Source organism: Proteus sp. NMG38-2 (assembly GCF_020640995.1).
In the GTDB taxonomy this organism is placed as follows: domain Bacteria; phylum Pseudomonadota; class Gammaproteobacteria; order Enterobacterales; family Enterobacteriaceae; genus Proteus.
On sequence record NZ_CP085481.1, the window covers coordinates 4,049,079 to 4,065,245 of the forward strand.

Annotated in this window: 21 protein-coding genes; 3 read left to right on the plus strand and 18 right to left on the minus strand. The window is 41.3% G+C overall.

Features of this window, described 5'->3' with window-relative positions; genetic code table 11:
- Positions 1 to 54: 54 nt before the first annotated feature.
- From rplJ to LG402_RS19035, 13 genes are all read right to left on the minus strand, one after another.
- Complete coding sequence (gene rplJ, locus LG402_RS18975) at positions 55 to 552, minus strand: 50S ribosomal protein L10 (RefSeq protein WP_088494388.1); 498 nt, start codon at positions 550 to 552, stop codon at positions 55 to 57.
- 326 nt (positions 553 to 878) lie between these two features.
- Positions 879 to 1,580, minus strand: coding sequence for a 50S ribosomal protein L1 (gene rplA, locus LG402_RS18980; RefSeq protein ID WP_072064767.1), 702 nt, complete (start codon positions 1,578 to 1,580; stop codon positions 879 to 881).
- 4 nt (positions 1,581 to 1,584) lie between these two features.
- On the minus strand, positions 1,585 to 2,013 hold the full coding sequence (rplK, locus tag LG402_RS18985) for a 50S ribosomal protein L11 (RefSeq protein WP_088494387.1): 429 nt from the start codon (positions 2,011 to 2,013) through the stop codon (positions 1,585 to 1,587).
- Between the two features lie 146 nt (positions 2,014 to 2,159).
- Positions 2,160 to 2,705 (minus strand): transcription termination/antitermination protein NusG, encoded by a 546-nt coding sequence (nusG, locus tag LG402_RS18990; RefSeq protein ID WP_004246900.1) that lies wholly within the window; start codon positions 2,703 to 2,705, stop codon positions 2,160 to 2,162.
- 7 nt (positions 2,706 to 2,712) lie between these two features.
- Positions 2,713 to 3,090, minus strand: coding sequence for a preprotein translocase subunit SecE (secE, locus tag LG402_RS18995; protein ID WP_023583091.1), 378 nt, complete (start codon positions 3,088 to 3,090; stop codon positions 2,713 to 2,715).
- A 273-nt stretch (positions 3,091 to 3,363) separates the two neighbouring features.
- Positions 3,364 to 4,548, minus strand: a complete 1,185-nt coding sequence (tuf, locus tag LG402_RS19000; RefSeq protein WP_088494064.1) for an elongation factor Tu — start codon at positions 4,546 to 4,548, stop codon at positions 3,364 to 3,366.
- Between the two features lie 68 nt (positions 4,549 to 4,616).
- Positions 4,617 to 6,731: an elongation factor G gene (gene fusA, locus LG402_RS19005; RefSeq protein ID WP_166539078.1), complete on the minus strand. Its 2,115-nt coding sequence runs from the start codon at positions 6,729 to 6,731 to the stop codon at positions 4,617 to 4,619.
- An 82-nt stretch (positions 6,732 to 6,813) separates the two neighbouring features.
- Positions 6,814 to 7,284, minus strand: a complete 471-nt coding sequence (gene rpsG, locus LG402_RS19010) for a 30S ribosomal protein S7 (RefSeq protein WP_004246897.1) — start codon at positions 7,282 to 7,284, stop codon at positions 6,814 to 6,816.
- A 98-nt stretch (positions 7,285 to 7,382) separates the two neighbouring features.
- Positions 7,383 to 7,757, minus strand: a complete 375-nt coding sequence (gene rpsL, locus LG402_RS19015; protein WP_004236497.1) for a 30S ribosomal protein S12 — start codon at positions 7,755 to 7,757, stop codon at positions 7,383 to 7,385.
- 127 nt (positions 7,758 to 7,884) lie between these two features.
- Positions 7,885 to 8,178 carry a sulfurtransferase complex subunit TusB gene (gene tusB, locus LG402_RS19020; RefSeq protein WP_100159732.1) on the minus strand — a complete coding sequence of 98 codons (294 nt, stop codon included), beginning with the start codon at positions 8,176 to 8,178 and terminating at the stop codon, positions 7,885 to 7,887.
- Between the two features lie 31 nt (positions 8,179 to 8,209).
- Positions 8,210 to 8,578 carry a sulfurtransferase complex subunit TusC gene (tusC, locus tag LG402_RS19025; RefSeq protein WP_109408912.1) on the minus strand — a complete coding sequence of 123 codons (369 nt, stop codon included), beginning with the start codon at positions 8,576 to 8,578 and terminating at the stop codon, positions 8,210 to 8,212.
- A complete protein-coding gene (gene tusD / locus LG402_RS19030; protein ID WP_227336133.1) occupies positions 8,578 to 8,973 on the minus strand; it encodes a sulfurtransferase complex subunit TusD in 396 nt (131 codons plus the stop codon). Before tusD ends, tusC begins: the two co-directional genes overlap by 1 nt.
- A 9-nt stretch (positions 8,974 to 8,982) precedes the next feature.
- A complete protein-coding gene (locus LG402_RS19035; RefSeq protein WP_023583301.1) occupies positions 8,983 to 9,687 on the minus strand; it encodes a transcriptional regulator in 705 nt (234 codons plus the stop codon).
- Between the two features lie 347 nt (positions 9,688 to 10,034).
- On the opposite strand from LG402_RS19035, the gene LG402_RS19040 reads away from it, so the two are divergent.
- Together LG402_RS19040 and LG402_RS19045 are read left to right on the plus strand one after the other, a co-directional pair.
- Positions 10,035 to 10,193, plus strand: coding sequence for a hypothetical protein (locus LG402_RS19040; RefSeq protein WP_166539080.1), 159 nt, complete (start codon positions 10,035 to 10,037; stop codon positions 10,191 to 10,193).
- Between the two features lie 144 nt (positions 10,194 to 10,337).
- Complete coding sequence (locus LG402_RS19045) at positions 10,338 to 11,219, plus strand: DMT family transporter (RefSeq protein WP_166539081.1); 882 nt, start codon at positions 10,338 to 10,340, stop codon at positions 11,217 to 11,219.
- 97 nt (positions 11,220 to 11,316) lie between these two features.
- Here LG402_RS19045 and fkpA read toward each other — a convergent pair whose 3' ends face one another.
- Complete coding sequence (gene fkpA, locus LG402_RS19050; RefSeq protein ID WP_109408915.1) at positions 11,317 to 12,066, minus strand: FKBP-type peptidyl-prolyl cis-trans isomerase; 750 nt, start codon at positions 12,064 to 12,066, stop codon at positions 11,317 to 11,319.
- A gap of 415 nt (positions 12,067 to 12,481) precedes the next feature.
- On the opposite strand from fkpA, the gene LG402_RS19055 reads away from it, so the two are divergent.
- Positions 12,482 to 12,700, plus strand: a complete 219-nt coding sequence (locus LG402_RS19055; RefSeq protein WP_166539082.1) for a SlyX family protein — start codon at positions 12,482 to 12,484, stop codon at positions 12,698 to 12,700.
- Positions 12,701 to 12,782: 82 nt separating this feature from the next.
- On the opposite strand, the gene slyD is transcribed toward LG402_RS19055, so the two are convergent.
- The 4 genes from slyD to kefG all read right to left on the minus strand — a co-directional run bounded on the left by slyD (position 12,783) and on the right by kefG (position 16,132).
- The gene (gene slyD / locus LG402_RS19060) at positions 12,783 to 13,421 is read right to left on the minus strand and encodes a peptidylprolyl isomerase (protein WP_072068764.1); all 639 of its coding nucleotides are present in this window, start codon (positions 13,419 to 13,421) and stop codon (positions 12,783 to 12,785) included.
- Between the two features lie 89 nt (positions 13,422 to 13,510).
- A complete protein-coding gene (locus LG402_RS19065; protein WP_109408917.1) occupies positions 13,511 to 13,714 on the minus strand; it encodes a YheV family putative zinc ribbon protein in 204 nt (67 codons plus the stop codon).
- A gap of 4 nt (positions 13,715 to 13,718) precedes the next feature.
- Positions 13,719 to 15,581 (minus strand): glutathione-regulated potassium-efflux system protein KefB, encoded by a 1,863-nt coding sequence (gene kefB / locus LG402_RS19070; RefSeq protein ID WP_227336134.1) that lies wholly within the window; start codon positions 15,579 to 15,581, stop codon positions 13,719 to 13,721.
- On the minus strand, positions 15,581 to 16,132 hold the full coding sequence (gene kefG / locus LG402_RS19075; RefSeq protein WP_210813579.1) for a glutathione-regulated potassium-efflux system ancillary protein KefG: 552 nt from the start codon (positions 16,130 to 16,132) through the stop codon (positions 15,581 to 15,583). The genes kefB and kefG overlap by 1 nt, the downstream gene beginning before the upstream one ends.
- Positions 16,133 to 16,167 lie beyond the last annotated feature (35 nt).

Here is a 16,167-nt window from a genome sequence, read left to right on the forward strand (position 1 = left end):
TCCTAAAATTCAGAAAAAGTTTATACGTAAATAAAGCAACGAAGAAATTGGCTATTAAGCAGCTTCTTTCTGATCGCGCAGAGCAGCCAGAGTGCGAACCAATTTGCCTGCAGAGGCTTCTTTCATGGTTGCCATCAGGCGTGCGATTGCTTCATCGTAAGTTGGGAGTGTAGCCAGACGATCGATGTTCGAACCTGGGATAAACTCACCTTCAAAGGCAGCCGCTTTAATCTCGAATGCTGGGTTCGCTTTCGCGAATTCTTTGAACAGACGAGCTGCAGCGCCCGGATGTTCAGCAGAAAATGCAATCAAGGTTGGACCAACAAATGCATCTTTCAGTACTTCATAAGAAGTACCTTCAACAGCACGACGCAGAAGTGTGTTACGTACTACACGTACAGTAACGCCAGCTTCACGACATGCTTTACGCAGTTCGGTCATTTTAGCTACAGTAACGCCACGGGAATCCGCAACAACTGCAGAAAGCGCACCTTTGGCAACTTCGCTGACTTCAGCAACAATCGCTTGTTTGTCTTGAAGATTTAGTGCCATTAGCTTCTTGCTCCTGGATTAACCGAGTAAAAACTCGGGACTCACATCACTTATGACCACAATGGTATAAGCGCTAAAACACGGTGAGTAGAATCCAGAATATATAATTCTTTATTGGCTCTCTCACCGTCTACGCAGGAAAATTAAGTAATTACTTACACCTGCGGTCTTGGACGGGGTCTGGATAGGCCAGACTCCAACCGAAATTCAGAGAATTTAGTTATGCAGACTTAAATAAAATACCACATAGCTAAACTCAAGGCGTCAAATTCTATACAAATTTGACGCCAAGGTAAAGTCTTTTATGACTTTAGTCTAATCTAAGATTAAACTGTCGCGCTCAAGCTAGCTTGATCAATAGCAACACCTGCACCCATAGTGGTAGACAGGCTTACTTTCTTGATATAAACGCCTTTCGCTGCTGATGGTTTTGCTTTTTTCAGAGCAACCAGCAGAGCTTCTAAGTTTTCTTTCAACTGAGCTTCGTTGAAATCAACTTTACCGATAGTGGTATGGATAATACCATTTTTGTCGTTACGGTAACGAACCTGACCAGCTTTAGCATTTTTAACTGCTTCAGCAACGTTAGGAGTTACAGTACCCACTTTCGGGTTTGGCATTAAGCCACGTGGGCCAAGGATTTGACCTAATTGACCTACAACGCGCATTGCATCTGGAGATGCGATAACAACGTCGAAGTCCATTTCGCCAGCTTTAACTTTAGCAGCTAAGTCGTCCATACCGACTAATTCAGCGCCTGCTTCTTTAGCAGCTTCTGCATTTGCACCTTGTGCGAATACAGCAACGCGAACTGAACGGCCAGTACCGTGTGGAAGTACAGTTGCACCACGAACGTTTTGATCTGATTTACGTGCATCGATGCCAAGGTTAACAGCAACGTCAACGCTTTCAACGAATTTAGCAGTAGCCAGTTCTTTCAGTAAAGCAACAGCTTCAGTAATTTCGTACTGTTTAGTTACTTCAACTTTCTCACGGATATTGCGCATGCGCTTGGTTAGTTTAGCCATCAGATTAATCCTCCACTACCAGGCCCATGGAACGAGCAGTACCTTCGATTGAACGCATCATAGCTTCAACGTCAGCACCAGTCAGGTCCGCAGCTTTAGTTTCTGCGATTTCACGAACTTGAGCAGAAGTAATTTTACCTACTTTCTCTTTGTTCGGTTTGCCAGAACCTGATTTCACGCCCGCAGCTTTCTTCAGCAGAACTGCTGCTGGAGGAGTTTTGGTAACGAAAGTGAAAGAACGGTCAGCATAAACTGTAATAACAACAGGAATTGGTAAACCTTTTTCTACGCTTTCAGTTTTAGCGTTGAATGCTTTACAGAATTCCATGATGTTAACACCTTGTTGACCCAGAGCTGGACCAACTGGTGGACTTGGATTAGCCATACCTGCAGAAACTTGCAGTTTGATATAGGCTTGGACTTTCTTAGCCATTAATTAATTCCTCAATTTGGGTATATCGCCCGGCTAGGGCTCCCCGATTTTACTTTGTTTTGCCTTATAGCAAAACAACTCAAAACGAAAGGTGGAAAATTGTAGATAACTTTTCCACCTTTTGCAAGAAAGCAACGTAAAAAGGTTTAACCTTTTTCAACCTGACTAAAGTCTAACTCAACTGGTGTTGCACGACCGAAGATTGATACAGAGACTTTTAAGCGGCTTTTTTCGTAATCAACTTCTTCAACAACACCGTTAAAGTCAGCGAATGGACCATCGCTAACACGAACCATTTCACCTGGTTCAAACAGTGTTTTAGGACGTGGTTTATCACCAACTTGTTGTAAGCGATTCATAATCGCATCAACTTCTTTATCGCTAATTGGTGCAGGTCTGTCAGACGTTCCGCCAATGAATCCCATAACACGAGGTACATTACGTACTAAGTGCCAAGTTGCATCATTCATGACCATTTGGACAAGAACATAGCCTGGGAAAAATTTACGCTCACTTTTGCGACGTTGACCGCTACGGATCTCAACCACTTCTTCGGTTGGAACCATAACTTCGCCGAATGAGTCTTCCATTTCGTTTAATTTGATATGTTCACGCAGAGACTGTGCAACACGGCCTTCAAAGCCCGAAAATGCCTGAATGACATACCAGCGTTTTTTTGGAGAATCAGTCATGAACACCTCACAGGCCAGTAATAAATGAAACAAAACGAACCAGAATGCCATCCAGTCCCCAAAGAACTAATGACACAATAGCCGTCACTGCAGCAACAATCAGGGTTGTTTGCAATGTTTCTTGACGTGTTGGCCATACTACTTTACGCATTTCAATGCGCGCTTCGCGAGCAAATGCTAATGTTGCTTTACCTTGTGTTGTCCACAACGCGATCCCACCCGCTGCTACGAACAAAGCAACAACAGCTAAAGCTCGTAACGCTAGGTTAAATTCACGGTAAAGATAGTTGCCACCCACTGCTACTGCCAGCAATAAAACGGTAATGATCCACTTAGCGATATCACCACCGCGTTTGCTATCTTGAGCTCCGCTATTCGCACTCATAAATTAACCTGTCATATGATGTAAATAAATAGCCAGCTTGCCTCGCAAGAGCAAAACAAATCAGACTAACCATAAAATCAACTATGATTGCATCTGACACAGTGTCATATCTCTATGACATTCGTATCTGCAAGATACTGGACTCGATTCGTTGTATCAGAGCCTATCTCACCAATAATTTCCATCAAACTAGTGATGAGATAGGTTCTTTTTCAAACAACGCATAAAAAGGGCATCAATTGATGCCCTTCTCTAGGAGAATTACGCGAGTAATTAACCTAATACTTTAGCAACAACGCCCGCACCTACTGTACGGCCACCTTCACGGATAGCGAAACGTAAACCGTCGTCCATCGCGATTGGGTGAATCAGTTCAACGATCATGTTGATGTTGTCACCTGGCATTACCATTTCTACGCCTTCTGGTAATTCGATAGTACCAGTTACGTCAGTTGTACGGAAGTAGAACTGTGGACGGTAGCCTTTGAAGAATGGAGTATGACGACCACCTTCATCTTTGCTCAGAATATAAACTTCTGATTCGAATTTAGTGTGTGGCTTGATTGAACCTGGTTTAGCCAGTACTTGTCCACGTTCGATTTCTTCACGTTTAGTACCACGCAGCAGAACACCTACGTTCTCACCTGCACGACCTTCGTCAAGTAATTTACGGAACATTTCAACGCCAGTACAAGTTGTTTTAACTGTTGGTTTGATACCAACGATTTCAACTTCTTCACCAACTTTAACAACACCACGCTCAACACGACCAGTTACTACTGTACCACGGCCTGAGATTGAGAATACGTCTTCGATTGGTAACAGGAATGGTTTGTCAATTGCACGCTCTGGTTCTGGGATGTATGAATCCAGTGCTTCTGCTAATTCAACAATTTTTGCTTCCCACTCAGCTTCGCCTTCCAGTGCTTTCAGCGCTGAACCACGGATTACTGGAGTGTCGTCACCTGGGAAATCGTATTGAGACAGAAGTTCACGAACTTCCATTTCTACTAATTCCAGTAACTCTTCATCATCTACCATGTCACATTTGTTCAGGAATACGATGATGTAAGGAACACCAACCTGACGACCTAACAGGATGTGCTCACGAGTTTGTGGCATTGGGCCATCAGTCGCAGCAACTACCAGGATAGCTCCGTCCATTTGCGCAGCACCAGTGATCATGTTTTTAACATAGTCGGCGTGACCTGGGCAGTCTACGTGTGCGTAGTGACGAGTTGGAGTATCGTATTCTACGTGTGAAGTAGAGATGGTGATACCACGAGCTTTTTCTTCTGGTGCGTTATCGATTTGATCGAATGCACGAGCAGCACCACCGTAAGTTTTAGCTAAAACTGTAGTGATTGCAGCAGTCAGAGTTGTTTTACCGTGGTCAACGTGGCCGATAGTACCAACGTTAACGTGCGGTTTGGAACGTTCAAATTTTTCTTTAGACACGACTATATTCCTTAATATCGCTCCCTCTTATTAGAGGGAGCGTAAACTAAATTGAACTCGAAAGGATCTTATTTCGCTTTACGAGCTTCGATAATAGCCTGAGCGACGTTGCTAGGCGCTTCGTTGTACTTCAAGAACTCCATAGAGTATGAAGCACGACCCTGAGTTTGTGAACGCAGGTCAGTTGCATAACCGAACATTTCAGCCAGTGGTACTTGAGCACGGATGATCTTACCGGTAGGCAGATCGTCCATACCTTCAACCATACCACGACGACGGTTTAAGTCACCGATAACGTCGCCCATGTAATCTTCTGGCGTTTCAATCTCAACTTTCATGACTGGCTCAAGCAGAATTGGCTTAGCTTTCATGAAGCCGTCTTTAAATGCCATTGATGCGGCAATTTTAAACGCGATTTCTGAGGAGTCAACATCATGGTAAGAACCGTAATGTAAACGAGCCTGAATATCCACAACAGGGTAACCTGCTAATGGACCAGATTTCAGCTGTTCTTGAATACCTTTATCAACAGCTGGGATGAATTCTTTAGGAATTACACCACCAACGATATCGTTGATAAATACGTAGTTCTCTTCACCACCTGCTGGTAATGGAGACAGGTCGATAACAACATGACCGTACTGACCACGACCACCAGATTGTTTCGCGTGCTTACCTTCGATATCAGTTACTGTATCACGAATAGTTTCACGGTAAGCAACCTGTGGTTTACCTACGTTCGCTTCAACTTTAAATTCACGACGCATACGGTCAACTAACACGTCTAAGTGCAGCTCACCCATACCAGCAATGATAGTTTGACCAGTTTCTTCGTCGCTTGATACGCGGAAAGATGGATCTTCCTGAGCCAGACGGTTCAGAGCGATACCCATTTTTTCTTGGTCAACTTTAGTCTTAGGTTCGATAGCAACAGAAATTACTGGCTCTGGGAATTCCATACGTTCTAAGATGATTGGTGCATCAATTGCACATAAAGTATCACCTGTAGTTACGTCTTTCAGACCGATAGCAGCAGCGATGTCGCCTGCACGAACTTCTTTAATTTCTTCACGCTTGTTAGCATGCATCTGAACAATACGGCCAAAACGTTCTTTTCTGTCTTTAACCGGGTTCAGAACTGTGTCACCTGAGTTTACAACACCAGAGTACACACGGAAGAATGTTAAGTTACCAACAAATGGGTCAGTTGCGATTTTGAATGCCAGTGCAGAGAATGGCTCTTCGTCGCTTGAATGACGTTCTGCTGGAGTATCTTTACCATCTGGTAACATACCGTTGATAGCAGGGACATCTGTTGGCGCTGGCAGGTATTCAATTACCGCATCCAGCATTGCCTGAACACCTTTGTTCTTAAATGCAGAACCACAGGTAACCAGGATAATTTCGTTATCTAGAACGCGTTTACGCAGAGCAGCTTTGATTTCTGCTTCTGTCAGCTCTTCACCGCCCAGATATTTGTCCATCAGTTCTTCTGATGCTTCAGCAGCTGATTCGACTAGGTTGTTGTGCCATTCTTCAGCTAAATCTTGCAGATTTGCAGGAATGTCTTCGTATTCGAAAGTAACACCTTGGTCTTCTTCATTCCAACGGATTGATTTCATTTTAATTAAATCAACAACACCGGTGAAATGTTCTTCAGCGCCTACTGGAATTTGCAGTGGAACTGGGTTTGCTGCCAGACGTGTTTTGATTTGTTCAACAACACGCAGGAAGTTTGCACCCATACGGTCCATTTTGTTAACGAACGCGATACGTGGTACATGATATTTGTTAGCCTGGCGCCATACTGTTTCTGACTGAGGCTGAACACCACCAACTGCACAGTAAACCATAACCGCGCCATCAAGAACACGCATAGAACGTTCTACTTCGATTGTGAAGTCAACGTGTCCTGGGGTGTCGATGATGTTTACACGGTGAGGCTCAAACTGTTTAGCCATACCAGACCAGAATGCAGTAGTTGCTGCGGATGTGATAGTAATACCACGTTCCTGCTCCTGCTCCATCCAGTCCATTGTTGCTGAACCTTCGTGAGTTTCACCAATTTTATGGTTTACACCGGTATAAAACAGAATACGTTCACTTGTAGTGGTTTTACCGGCATCGATGTGCGCACTGATACCGATATTACGGTAACGTGCTATGGGGGTTTGACGAGCCATTTTTTCCTCTCTCGTGGGCGTTCAATTCAGGTAAAGGACAGCAGAGCTGTCCTGAAAAGAGTTGCGACAACTACTTCGTGGATTACCAACGGTAGTGTGCGAACGCCTTGTTTGCATCTGCCATACGGTGAACGTCTTCACGTTTCTTAACAGCAGCGCCTTTGTTTTCAGCCGCATCAGATAATTCATTTGCCAGGCGAAGAGCCATGGATTTATCACCGCGTTTACGAGCAGCTTCAACAATCCAACGCATTGCTAATGCATTACGACGAACTGGACGTACTTCAACTGGAACTTGGTAAGTTGAACCACCAACACGGCGGGATTTAACTTCCACAGTAGGACGTACGTTATCTAATGCGATTTCGAACGCTTCCAGTTCAGTTTTGCCTGAACGCTGAGCCAGGGTCTCAAGCGCATTATATACGATAGATTCTGCAGTAGATTTTTTACCGTCTACCATCAGAATGTTTACAAATTTGGCCAGCAGTTCTGATCCGAACTTAGGATCTGGCAGAATTTTACGTTGACCAATTACACGACGACGTGGCATGGAAATACTCCGTTTAAATTCAGGGTTGTCCAAAACTCAATGAGTTTATTTTGACATTAATAGTGAAAAAATGTTTGGCCTTACTTAACGGAGAACCATTAAGCCTTTGGCTTCTTCACACCGTACTTAGAACGAGCTTGTTTACGGTCTTTAACACCGGAACAGTCCAGCGCGCCGCGAACAGTGTGGTAACGCACACCTGGTAAGTCTTTAACACGACCACCACGGATTAAGATTACGGAGTGCTCCTGCAAGTTGTGGCCTTCACCACCGATGTAGGAAGAAACTTCGAAACCGTTAGTCAAACGCACACGACATACTTTACGCAGTGCTGAGTTTGGTTTTTTTGGAGTGGTAGTATATACACGAGTACATACGCCACGTTTTTGCGGGCAAGCTTCCAGAGCTGGAACGTTGCTTTTAACAACTTTCGAGCTACGAGATTTGCGCACCAGCTGGTTAATAGTTGCCATTTAAAAAAAGCTCCTGGTTTTTGCTTCGTAAACACGGATTTGAACTCTGTCTTGTCAACAAGACAAAACATGAGGACGCAGAATTTTATTGCTGACGGGCTCATGTGTCAAGAATTATACAGCAATTCTACGCTCCCCAATGAATTTGTTGGGGGTGTTTTACCGTTAAATCGACAAAATCACCATAACTGATGAGTTTAATATGATGAGATACTTGATCTTTTAAGCCTCTAGCTAAAACATCATCAATTAATGCGTAAACTGAAATTTGCTGTTGAAGACAATATTTTAATAAAGGATTGTCCTCAAGAACTGCCAGCACACCATCTTGTATTAACAAAACATCATCTTCTTTTGTCAATAAAGATAAAAAAGCCTCTAAATCACTTTGATAAATAGAGACGGAATAAGTATACAACATAACCGTTCAACCTTCCTGCCTAACTTCTGTATTAAAAGCGTAATACCACATCATATTCACTCAATTTTTGAGCAATATCTTGATGTGATATCACTTGTGCATCCAACACAAAAGAAGTTTGAGAGGATAATCCACGATGAGCCACGTCTTGGTGTGATATATAGACATTTGTCACATCATACAAGGGGAGCACTTTAAAAGTTGCCGCATGATGGCGTGATAACACCCCCTCAGGCTGTTGATTTTCAACTAATTGAAACACACCATCTGAGATAAAAAAAACACCAATATCTTCTGTTAACGCAGAGGTTGCGAGTAAAGCGTCCAAACCTTCTCGTCCAGCACTATTACCGTGCGGTGCCTGTGTAAAAAGAAATGCGATTGAATTCATTTTTTTCATTAAAATTGCACCACACGCGAACAAGTCAACATCGCTTGAGCAAGCGAACCCAACCCACTGAGTTCAAATTCCGTTGCCATATTATGATTATCAATTCCCTGCTCTTTTGCCTGATCCTCATCAATAATTCCTCGACGTAGCGCAGCTGCAACACAAACATGTAAAGGAATTTGGTGTTTTTTCGCCAATGCTATCCACGCTTTGGGAAGATCGAATTCATCATTTGCGGGTGACACCAATTTATTAGCATTTACCACCCCTTCCCGATAAAAGAAAATTTGCGTGATTTGATGCCCTTTTTCAAGAAGGGCATTGGCGAATAAATAGGCACTTGAAGATTGTTCAGTGCCATAATGAGGCCCTGTTACCACTAAACAATATGTCAAAGAGCTCATAATGTTGCCTTACTCGCCATTTTTAAACTGGCGAATATAGAGATAAACAGTATGTTTTGAGATATTCAGTCGATCAGCAACTTGGTTAATAGCGTCTTTGATATCAAAAATACCTTTTTCATAAAGACTTAACACCACTTGTTTATTTTTTGCGTTGTTGGCTACTTCACGATCATTATTCACTTCTTCAATGGTGAACTCTAATGTTTGAGCCACTAAATCATCAACAGATGAGGCAAAGTTAACATCGGATGCAACTTCATGCGTTTCTTCAGGAATAAAGGTTTTGATTATTTCAGAGAATGGAACATCAAGGTTCATATTAATACACAATAAACCGATGACTCGACGTTCACGATTACGAATCGCAATCGTAATCGATTTCATCAATGCACCACTTTTCGCTCTAGTAAAATAAGCCTTTGAAAAACTTGAATCTTCATCTGTGATATCATGTAACATTTGTAATGCCAAATCGGTAATTGGAGAACCAATCTTACGACCAGTATGTTCTCCATTCGCGATTTTAACCGCTGAACATTTCAAATCTTCCAGAGAGTGCAATACGATTTCGCAATGGTTGCCGATGAGCATAGCCAAACCATCCACGGCTGCTTCATAGGACTTCAATATTTCGTGATCAGTTTGAGTAAAAGGTCGGCTATCTAGTTTTTCAAACTCGCTGCTGTCACCATTAAATAACGGGCTAGACATTTGATTATATAATCCTTAAAGGCTTTAATTATGATAATGACTTGAGGTTCTATTTTTTATAACGATTCGTCACTGCGAATCAATTTAATATTAAAAAATTTTAAATATAAAAACTGAATTAGGGCACAATTCTGACGTTAGATCGTCAAAAGATCTACGTCAAGTGCCTTAGAATAAGAGCTTTGTCATAGGTCACAGCTTTTTTCGTTTTTCTTTATCTTTTTGTATCAACGCCCTCTATATTTTTGAAAATTCCATTTTTAAACAGGGGTCTGGATAAAGATTGACACTATTGGATAGATTACCTATATTCCAAGTTATTGTTATTTTAACGAGTGATTAATCCCATGAATACACTGATGATATGCCAATGTCAGCAAACTTCATCAATAATGGGGCTAATTTCTGTTGCTTCTATGCCTATTGAAACTCTCTCTCCACCACCTCCACCTGTGAAAGTGGTTGTAGTCAATACAACGGTTATTGTTGCAACTTACATCGCTTGATCTATTTAATCGGCTTAATCGCGTATTTAACCAACAGACTAGCCTGATGTGTTATTTACGTTTATTTATTGATGTTTTATCAATCGCCAACCATGACTAAAAATAATCAAGCTATCTTACTGCTCATTTTACAGGTGTATCATCATGTATTTACGTCAATATTGGGCGAAATTCGGCCCAACGACATTATTTGTTTTATTATGGAGTAGCGGTGCTATCTTTTCTCGCTGGGGATTAGATAATGGTAGCTCATTTGCTATTTTGACTTGGCGTTTTATTATCGCTTTGGCATTTCTTTCTTTTTTGTGTATTCAGCGCCATCGCTTTTTGCCACCGAAAGGAAGTCGCTTAAAAACAGCGTGGGTGGGTTTATTAATTATTGGTGGTTATTCTATTTGTTATCTTTTAGCACTCGCTAATAGCATTACACCAGGAATGTTGGCCACAATTATGGGTGTTCAGCCGATTATCACATTATGGATAATAGAACGTAATTTTACAGCAACACGACTATTAGGGCTTTTAATCGCTTTGGCTGGATTAGTGTTAGTGGTTGCCCAAAGTTTATTTAATACAGCCCTCTCATTGACAGGGATGATTTATGCGTTAGTTGCACTGCTTTGTATGAGCTTTGGTGCGATTTCACAAAAAAAATTACAATTAGCACCAATGGATGCTTTGCCTCTGCAATATGTTGTTAGTCTGGTACTGTGTTTGTTATTTGTGCCATTTCAACCTTTTGATGCTTCATTCGATATTGGCTTTATCATTCCTGTTCTTTGGTTGGCTATTATCATTTCTGTTGTCGCTCAGTTACTGTTATATCGCTTACTCACAACGGGTAATTTAGTTAACGTGACTAGCTTATTTTATTTAGTACCGGGAGTGACAGCATTAATGGATTACATCTTCTTGGGTAATAAAATGTCTTTACTCAGCTTAGCTGGGATGGGCGCAATCATTGTGGGCTTGCTATTTGTCTTTAAAAAACCAAAAGCTATTCTTGTTGAAGAACAGGTAGATTAATATTATCCATTCGTAAGCTATGTATATTAATGAACTTCTTAATAGAAATAAAAATGCTGACATCAATGTCAGCATTTTTTCTTTCGTGATAAGTGAATTACTTATCGCTTTCAACACTCAGTAATTCAACTTCAAATACTAATGTTGAGTTCGCTGGAATACCACTTGTTGCGCGTTGGCCATAGCCTAATTCTGGTGGAATAACTAACTTGATTTTACCGCCTTCTTTGATGTATTTCATGCCTTCAGTCCAGCCTGGAATAACACTTTTTAGGCTAATTGTCAGAGGCTCATTACGATCATAAGAGCTATCAAATTGTTTGCCATCAATTAACATACCTTTGTAGTGTACAGTAACGCGATCAGCATCTGTTGGTGTTTTACCTTTACCAGGGTTTTCAACTAAATACAGTAAACCTGATTTTGTTTTAACTACACCTTTTTCAGCAGCAAATTCTGTACGGAATTTATCACCTGCTGTTTTATTTTCTGTTGCTTCTTTTTCCATTTTCGCTGTAGCAGCTGTACGAACTTGATCTTCAAAAGCCGCTAAGGTTAATTCAATCTCAGCATCTGATAATTTTGATTTACTGTTAAATGCATCCTGAACACCTGCCAGCAGTTGTTTAGAATCTAAAGTAATACCAATATTTTTTTGCTCTTGTAATGCAGCTTCCATGTAGCGACCCATCGACGCGCCTAACGCATAGGCATTTTGCTCATTTTGAGTTTTAAATGCGCTATTTAATGTTGGCACTTTAGCAGTTTCTTCAGCGAATGCTTGAGGTGCGCTGAATGCGAAAGCTAAACTTGTTGCCAGCAACGTCGTTTTTAATAAAGATTTCATCCCATTCTCCAGTATATGTTAGTGAGTCGCTACGTTTTACAAACGAAGATCATAGATCTTCACTGAAACGTTTTGCATCACATCTTGCTGTCATTGCGGTATGAACTCGCCATACTTCAAGTTATATATGCGTCTAATGACCCATTCACTTGTCGCTTAGCTGCACCTCGAAATATTTAGAGTAAGATCTATCCGCAGGTAGCAATTTTATATGAATTTAAAAAATTTGCCGACACTCTTAACAGTTAATGTTAGGATTTTTGTCAGCACAGAGTGTTATCACATTAACAAAATAGTCTTTTATCTCAAACCAGATTTATGTCTTCCTGTGTATATATCAGTAAATAAGATTAAATTTCACGATTTCGTTAGTCTCATTCGTCGTAATTCGACATTTTAAAGGAGGAAAAACACAATGGATATTAAGGAAGTAGAGCAATTGCTCATACAATTAGAAAGCAAAGTTGCTTTCCAAGATGCGACTATTGAAGAGTTAAATCAGGTGGTCACACAGCAACAAATTGAAATTAGTCGTTTTAAAGAAGCATTAAAAATTGTCACTGAACGCTTAAAAACATCTCAATCCTCAATACTTGCAAGACCTGAAGATGAAACACCGCCCCCACACTATTAAGTGATAATTTTCTTTTTAGCGTAATCAGAAAAAACAAAAAAAGGAGCGCTTAAACGCTCCTTTTGATCTTTCTAAAGAAAGATTAGTGTTGGCAACCGCAACCGCCATGACCGTGGCCGTGACCACCGTGACCATGACCTTCGCCACCACAGCATCCACCTTCTTCACCGTGAGAATGGCCATGACCATGACCACCGCCACAGCATCCGCCTTCTTCACCGTGACCGTGGCCACCACAACATTCGTGCTCTTCTTCTTCACCGTGTACGTGACCGTGAGCTAATTCTTCTTCAGTCGCTTCACGAATTGCAACGATTTCAACATGAAATTTCAGGTTTTGGCCTGCTAACATGTGGTTACCATCAACGATAACTTCGTCACCTTCAATACCTGTAATTTCTACTGGTACTGGACCTTGATCGGTATCAGCAAGAAAACGCATGCCAACTTCTAACTCATCAACACCAACAAAAACATCTTTTGGTACGCGTTGAACTAAGTTTTCATCGTATTGGCCATAAGCATCATCAGAAGCCACTTCTACGTCGAATTTCTCACCGACTTCGCGACCTGTTAATGCATTTTCTAAACCACTGATTAAAGAACCACGGCCATGCAGATAGTCTAACGGCGCGCTCACCGTGGACTCATCAACTAAAACACCGTCTTCTGATCTTACTTGATAAGCCAGACTAACTACCAAGTCGTTTGCTACTTTCATGACATCTCCTACATACCCGTGGGCAAAATTTTCCCGATTGTAACGAAAAATAAATCTTCTGTATCGGGTTATATCAAAAAAACCTACAATTATTGTGGTGTAAAGATCCCGATGACCTGTTCATTTTCACGAACAAGTGAATTAACTTCATCCTCTGTTTGCCGTTGCTGATGGCCACATTGAGCACATTCCACAATATCAACTTTATCTTCGCGCCACATTTTGAGTGTGTCTTGAGCTTGACAGTGTGGACACACAGCACCAGCGATAAAGCGTTTACGGGTTGCAGACATGGGGTCAGTTCTCCTGTTTATCAATAGATCTTTTTTCTTTACTTATTTGAGGAATATCCTCTGTTAAAGATTCATCCCAAATATCCGGTTGGTGATGTTCTTGACGAATTTCTTCACTAAAAAGTTCTTCAAGCTCTCGCCTTGCTTCTTTTACACGAGAAACATTGGAAACTTCTTCAGGTGATTCATCCATCAGCTTTCTAAGCAATTGCATATCCAAACGACGAAAATGCTGTTGTGCTCGATAAGCTTGATGAGGATGCATACCTAATTCAATTAATGTCTTACGCCCTAGTTCTAAAGCACTAGAAAATGTTTCTCTGCTAAAATCTGTTACACCTGCTTTAAGTAATTCATGAGCCTCAACACGCCCTCTTGCTCTGGAAATAATATGCAAATTAGGGAAGTGTCGCTGACAGAGGTGAACAATTTCCATCGTCGCTTCAGGTTCATTACTAGTGATTACAATCGTTTTTGCGTGTTCCGCACCCGCCGCTCGTAATAAATTGAGATCAGTAGCATCACCATAATAAACTTTATAACCATATTTACGCATGGTGTTTAAACTTCCCACATCATGCTCTAAGACAGTGACGTTAATCTTGTTAGCCATCAATAAGCGCCCTACAACCTGTCCCATTCGACCAAAACCAACAAGAATGACTTCTGGATGATTGTTTTCAACAAAAGGCTGTTCATCTGTTTTAGGCTCATTATAACGGCGAGATAATACAGCGTCTGTCATTTGCATCACAAGTGGCGTTGTCATCATAGAAAGCGTGACAACCACCAGCAATAATGCCATTTGCTGACTATCTAATACGCCCATTGCCATTGATGTTGAAAAAACAACAAACGCAAACTCACCACCTTGACTTAATACTGATGAAAACTGTAAACGTGTAGAAAAGCGTAATCCAGCTAACCATGCAATACCATAAAGTATCAGTGCTTTAACAATGACTAGAATAAGCACACCCAGTAAAACCTCAGGTAAATAGCGCCATAAGATGCCTATATCTAAAGACATGCCGACAGAAATAAAAAAGAGGCCCAGTAACAAGCCCTTAAAAGGCTCAATGGAAATTTCTAATTCATGCCGATATTCTGTATCAGCTAATAATACGCCCGCAATAAAGGTTCCCATTGCCATTGAAAAACCGAGTGTTTCCATAAAAATAGCCGCACCTAGCACCACTAATAACGCGGCAGCAGTAAAGACTTCTCTTACACCTGATTTGACAACTAAACGAAACAGAGGACGTAATAAATAACGCCCACAAACCAATAACGCAGCAAAAGAGGCAACTTTTAATCCAATACGATACCAATCACTGCTAGCCGTTTCCCCTGCAAGTAGCGGAATAACGGCGAGAATAGGGATCACTGCCATATCTTGGAATAACAGAACTGCAAAACCTAACTGCCCGCCTTCATTATGATTCATCCCTTTTTCACTCATAAGCTGTAATGCCATAGCCGTTGAAGACATCGCAATACCTAATCCGCCAATAACGGCGGCCTGCCATGAAAAAGAGGTTAAAACGAGAATAAGTCCTGAGAAAATAGAAGCAGTAAAAACCACCTGCATTGAACCGACACCAAAAATAGCGCGTCTTAATTCCCACAACTTGGCTGGATTTAGCTCCAATCCAATAATAAACATCAAAAAGACCACACCAAGTTCAGCAAAATGTAAGATGTTATCGACATCTTTAAACAGCCCTAACCCCCAAGGCCCAATGGCAATACCCGCAATTAAGTAACCCAGTACGGCACCAATTTTAAGGCGTTGTGCAATCGGCACCATGATCACCGCAGCACAAAGGAAAAAGAGAACCGCTTTAATCATCCAGTTATCTTCCATTAGACATGCTCCCCTTCAAGTGGTGCACTTAACCAATGTCGATAAGCTTCTCCAATATGTGTCAATGTCGTTTTAGACTGTTGCCTTGCTGAATACACAATCATGGGTGATAACCAACGCATACCACACATTTCTGCCATTAATTCAAAAGGACGTAATAATTCTGTGAGTGTGTAGTGATTTTTTCCATTATGTTGGTAAGCATATTCAGGTTCACCTGTGGTCACAACACAGCGGAATGCTTTCCCTTTTAAATGTGACCGTCCACTTTCATTTGCAAAAGGACGTGTTAGTACCCTGTCTTGCCACTCTTTTAATAACGCTGGGCAACTATATGTTTGTAATGGAAATTGAAAAATGATCACTTGATGTTTGCACAACAAAGATTGCTCATGGTGTATATCAATAAAAAAATCAGGATAAGTAGCATATAAATCATGAATAGTTATATTCTCTAGATCCCTCACCGCCTTGATTAATGCTTTATTAGCAATGGATTGGCGCGGCTCGGGATGAACATACACCAGTAATACATTTGATGCGTTTGACATCATTCCTCCTTACAAAACGTGTCAGAAACCATTTT